Genomic DNA, 5,769 nt, shown 5'->3' on the forward strand with positions numbered 1-5,769 from the left:
TATTTCAACTTCAAAAATATCAGATATTATAAATATAGAGTTACTACTTGTAATATTATCTCCTTTAGAAGGTTTTAATTCCACTAACACATTATTATCTTTTTTATATATTTTGTAATTATCAGTTTGTAGACCTTTCATAAAGAGATCAATGTATTTATAACTGTCTTTATGGGATTTTATTATTTTTTCTATAGCATCCTCATCAACAGTAAAATTTAAGCTTCTTTCTATGTCAAAAGCATCCCTAACTTTTATTTCCATAGGTCTATCAATATAATCGTAATTTATTCTAGTCAACTTATCATTTTCGATTAAAGATAAATCAATAAGTTCAATTTCTTTGTAAAGGCTCTTATTATTTAATTCTACAGAGATAGAATATGATAGGCTGTTAAATTTTAATTTTACTTTTATATCTTTTACATCTAAATAATAAAATGTTTTTTCTTCTATAGGTTCTTTATTTCCTAAGGCATCTTTAGAGTACACTATAATATTATTTATTCCAGGTTTTAATTCTAAATCGATTAAGTTACCATTATCAATTAATATAGGTTTGTTTTTGTTTATTGAGCACCAGGTTTGGACTACACCATAAGAACCTTCCTCTAAATTGTCTATTTTTAAATTAACCTTTCCAGTACCATATAAATATCCTTCATTAGAAGCATTTATTTTCTCTCCTATTATGCTATATTTTGTTTTAGGAAGATCTATATTGTTTTTGTTAATAAAATTATCCAGAATATAAAGTTGTTGTTTAATTTTTTCTATACCATTATTGATAAATAGTTGAAATTTATCAATGATTGAATTAATTATTAAATCTGCTCTAATGCCTTTATCAATATTAAAGCTTTTAAACACTGCAGTCTTTTTTAAATTTCCATTCTCATATTCATCTACTGAAATTGTTACAGCACCTTTATCATAGCCTTCAATAATGAAACTTTCGCTATTATCTTCATCTTCAACTATAAAATAAATACTATCTCCTATACTTTGAACTTTATTGTTATGACTATATATATTTAGTTTGTCTAATTGAAGATTTTCTGTACTACCATAAAGAATATTTCCGTTTTTATCTTTTAAATATACAACTACTGGGCAGGCAATTTTAACAATTTTATATTTGAAATTTATAGTATTTACATCATCAAGATTATAAACTTTATGCTTATCTCCATACTGAACAGCAGTGTTATTAATAATAAGTTTTAAAATATTGTGTACAACAGAACTTCTAGTTAATTCACCATGATCACATTTAACAAAGTATTTTTTTGTAGCATCAGTTATAGCACTGTAAAGAGGTACTGTACCATCACCATCATTAAATTTGCCTTTAAACTCACCATTATTTTCAATTAAATTACATAGAGTAGGTATGTTAAAACCTATGACTTCATGGTGAGATATATGAGATGATAGGGGAGAAGTTAAAGCTTTATAAAATTTATCTAAGGTTAGATCTACATTTAAATTTACATCTTTTAATAAAGGCATGTATATATCATTATAAATTTCTTCCCAAGGTAAAGCTTTGTTATCTTTAATTAAATAATAGTCTTTAAGATTTTCATAGTAATTACAGTAGTCTTCATTAGGTAAAAGTTGATATATACTTGGAAAATATTTAATAATTTTTTTTGACTCACCTTTAGATAATATTATAGGAAACAGTTCATTAGGAACAGATTTACCAAATAATACAGCTTTATAGGCATCAGGAGAACCATTGTAGGGGGTTCCAAGGGTTATTATTTTATTTATTTTTGATAGTATAGGATCATCTTTATACTCTTCTAAAAATAATTTGACTATAATTCCACCCATGCTATGAGCTACAATTACTATTTCATCCACATTTTTATTTATTTTTCCTCTTAGGATGCTAGATTGAAGGAGATTATTTTGTCTCCAATCATAGTAAAAAGCTGTATATTCCGTACATTGAGTTTTCAAAAATCTTTCTAAACTATTATAAGCTATAGGAACTATGCTAGAAGCAGAGATAGAATTATCATCTAAATCTTTAAGTACATCGTAAAAATTAATATCAAAAATATGTGAGATGTGTTTAGGCCATATTGTAAGTTGTTTTTGAGATAATGTGCTTCCCATAATTCCTGGAATCATTATTATTTGTCTAGTTATTTCACTCAAAATTTCCCCCAAAAATTACTTGTTTTCTATATAAATATATAAAGTTAACTATACTTTTAGAAATAAAAGTAGCTATCTTTAAAAATAAATAATTTAGAGAGTGATTGTTTTTTTAGAACTTGAAAATAACATAATAGATAAATTGAAATAAGAGGATTATGCATTAGAATTAAGGGTATGATAAAATATTATTAATTACAAAATATTAGAAAAAGTGGAGATGAATTATGAATTTAATTGTTGCTGTTGATAAGAATTTTGGTATAGGTAATGAGGGGAATTTATTAACTTATATTCCAGAGGATTTAGAAGATTTTAAGAAGAAAACTATAGGAAAAGTTGTAGTTATGGGAAGAACCACCTTAGAATCATTCCCTAATAAATCTCCGTTAAAAAATAGAATTAATATAATATTAACTAGAGATAAAAACTATAAAGTAGAAAATGCCATAGTCATAAATTCCTTGGAGACTTTATTTGAGGTTCTTAAAAGCTATAATAGTAAAGATATATATATAATTGGTGGAGAGAGTGTTTATAAAAAGCTTGAAAGTTATTGTGAATTTGCATATGTTACTAAAATAAATAAAACTTATAAATCAGATAGACATTTTTTTAATATAGATGAGGATAAAAAATGGGTATTGGAGAATAGAGGGGAGATAATTACTTCTTGTTCTGGAGTAAGTTTTAATTTCAATATTTATAAAAATACTAAAATATTAAATTTTGATTAGCATGATTCCACAGGGGAATTTTAAAGGGTTTTATTACTGTCTTAAAAACTGTAAAAAGTGGCGAACACTGTTCGCCGCTACAAATAAAAATAATCAGTTGCCAATGGTCAAATTTCAATTATATAAGTTATATTAAGTATATTTTAATTTATCAAATTTACTATCATTTTCATCAGAACTTACAATAAATTTTATATTAATATTTTCATTTTTTATTATATAGTATTGTAAGAAATCAAAGGAGATGTTATCCATCATATGCAAGTTTTCTATTATAATTGTAATAGTAGTTATAGCAGATATATAATTTAATAAATTTTCTAAAGCAATAAATATTCTATTTTTTTCTGTTTGAGGTGTTAGTATATCACGAACAATTAAGGTATTATCTATATATTGAACTTTAGGGTGTACTCTAAACAGGTCTACCCAATAATATTTTTCAAACTCTCTTAATTGTCCTATATCATAAATTGAAATAATACAATCAATAACAGTTGAAATCCAACAGTAATTTATGGATTTCATAGGATAACATTTTGTGTATATTATGTTTTTAGATGATGCTTTTGATAAATTCATTTGCAATGTTTTTATATCATTTTTATCTATTTTTAAAAGTGTTAACTTAACAGACGTATTTTCTATATGCGTTTCTTTATGGGAAGGTTTTAAAGAACCATTAGTTAAACCTTCATAAAGATTACGAATATCTTCCATGGGTCTCACATTTAATTCTTCTCTAAGAATATTTTCACATCTTTCATATTGTTTAATAGCAGAATTTCTATCGCCTAAGTCAATATATATTTTCATAAGTTTCAAATATAATTCTTCTTTAAAAGGATTTATATTTAGCATTTCTTCTAACAGATTAATGGCATTATCATACTCTTTATCTTCATAATGTATATCTATAAGTTTACATAAAATATCCTCATAAGTTCTTTGAAGCTTTGCTCTTTCGTAAAATATCCAGTCATTAAATTCAGGGCAATTTTTTATATAGAATTCTTCTAAAAATTCACCTTTAAAAAGCTTTTTAGCATCATTAAGATTAGCCTTTATATTATGATTTTTTTCTATAGAGTTTAATATATTGTCTAAATGAAAAATGTCTATATAAAAATCATAATTAGGATTAATCATACATGAATCTTTTGTACTAATTAGTATGTCTTCAGAAAATTTATTTTCATTTATGATTTTTCTTATATTCCAAAAATTGTATCTTAAATTGTATCTAGCAGATTCGATATTAACTCCATTCCAAAAGTAAGTAGCTAATTTATCTCTTCCAAATTTTTTTCCTTTATTAGCACATAAAAAGCACAATAAAGCAATAGCTTTACTACTTAGTTTTTCTAAGATTGATTGATTGTCTAATCGTATTTCTATATTCCCGAGAAGGTATATTTCAAGTTTTTTCAACTGACATCACCCTTTGTTTTAAATAATATCTTCAATTATCTAAGGTTATTTTCATAAAGTATATGTCCTTCCTTTATAGTTGCTAAAACCTCTATATCCTTAAGATTTTCTTTAGGTATCTCTAAAGGATTTTCATTTAAGACTACAAAATCAGCATATTTATTAACTTTAATTGACCCTTTAATATTATCCTCAAAAACTGCATAAGCACTATTTATGGTAAACATCTTAATGGCTTCTATAACAGATATTCTATGTTCACTTATAGGATGATTGACAGCAGAATGAATACCTAAAATAGGATTAATAGGAGTTACATCACTATCTGAACCACCACAAATTATTAGTCCATTATCAATTATTTTTCTAAATGGATTTGTTTTTTCACATTTTTTCTTACCAATTGTTTTAGAGTACATTTTATCATATCCACCCCAAAGATATTCATAAGTAGGCTGCATGGATGCAATTAATCCAAGCTTCTTTGCCCTTTTTATGTGATATAAAGATGGAAGTTCAAAATGTTCTATTCTATTCCTTAGATTTTTATTAGGATAGATGCTTTGGGCATATTCATGAGCAGTTATAATTTGCTCAATAGCTCTTTCACCAACGGCATGTGTACTTACTTGTATATTATTTTTATAAGTTTTTAGAATAAAAGAATTCATTTCTTCTTGAGTGAAATATAGTTTTCCGTAAGCATCATCATAGCCTAAATAAGGTTCTGAGAGAGCAGCAGTTCTAGAACCGAAAGATCCATCTAGGAATATACTTCCGCCAATTCTTTTAAGATTTTTATCAAGAACTTTATTTATATTTACTGTTTGATAAAACAAAATAATATCTATTGGAAAGCTATCTTTATTGTTATAAATAAATTCAGCATCCTTATCATGGAAGGTGAATCCTCCCTCCATGGCATTTATGGAAGTTACTCCTTTAGCTATAGCATCTATTAAAGTTTTATTTACTCCTTCCAATCTCATCTCTGAGCTGATTTTAGCTAGTATTTGCTTTCTTACTAGAGCACTAGCACTTCCTGTTAAAACTCCTGTAGGAATATTGTTTTTCGTTTCTATTCCTTCTGCATTTAAAGGTGTTTTAAGCTTATGAAGAGCTAGGGAATTTACTATACTAGTGTGATATTCAACTCTATTTATCCATACAGGATGATCCGGTGCACAATTATCTAGCTCATATCTGTTAGGAAGTCTTTTTTCATCTAGCTTATATTCATCAAGCCCTGTAGCTCTTATGAATTGGCCTTTAGGAGTTTCTTTAGTTTTATCTTTAATTAATTTAAATATTTGCTTAAGACTTGTGCATTTACTTAAATCAAGGCTTAAACTATTTAATCCTGTTTGAACTAAATGGACATGACTATCATAAAACCCAGGAAGAACAGTTTTTCCCTTTAAATCAATTA

At 26.0% G+C, this 5,769-nt stretch carries 4 protein-coding genes; 1 reads left to right on the top strand and 3 read right to left on the bottom strand.

Going from position 1 to position 5,769, the window contains the following annotated elements:
- The coding region (locus tag ACY1IQ_RS20885; protein ID WP_461615806.1) for a lipase/acyltransferase domain-containing protein at positions 1-2,172 on the bottom strand (2,172 nt) is incomplete at its 3' end.
- Between the two features lie 227 nt (positions 2,173-2,399).
- Here ACY1IQ_RS20885 and ACY1IQ_RS20890 point away from each other — a divergent pair.
- On the top strand, positions 2,400-2,909 hold the full coding sequence (locus ACY1IQ_RS20890) for a dihydrofolate reductase (protein WP_461615807.1): 510 nt from the start codon (positions 2,400-2,402) through the stop codon (positions 2,907-2,909).
- 132 nt (positions 2,910-3,041) lie between these two features.
- On the opposite strand, the gene ACY1IQ_RS20895 is transcribed toward ACY1IQ_RS20890, so the two are convergent.
- Both ACY1IQ_RS20895 and ACY1IQ_RS20900 read right to left on the bottom strand, forming a co-directional pair.
- Complete coding sequence (locus ACY1IQ_RS20895; RefSeq protein WP_461615808.1) at positions 3,042-4,340, bottom strand: AfsR/SARP family transcriptional regulator; 1,299 nt, start codon at positions 4,338-4,340, stop codon at positions 3,042-3,044.
- Positions 4,341-4,375: 35 nt separating this feature from the next.
- On the bottom strand, positions 4,376-5,769 hold a 1,394-nt coding region (locus tag ACY1IQ_RS20900; RefSeq protein WP_461615809.1), incomplete at its 5' end, for an amidohydrolase.

It is taken from the genome of Clostridium sp. Marseille-QA1073, assembly GCF_054863625.1.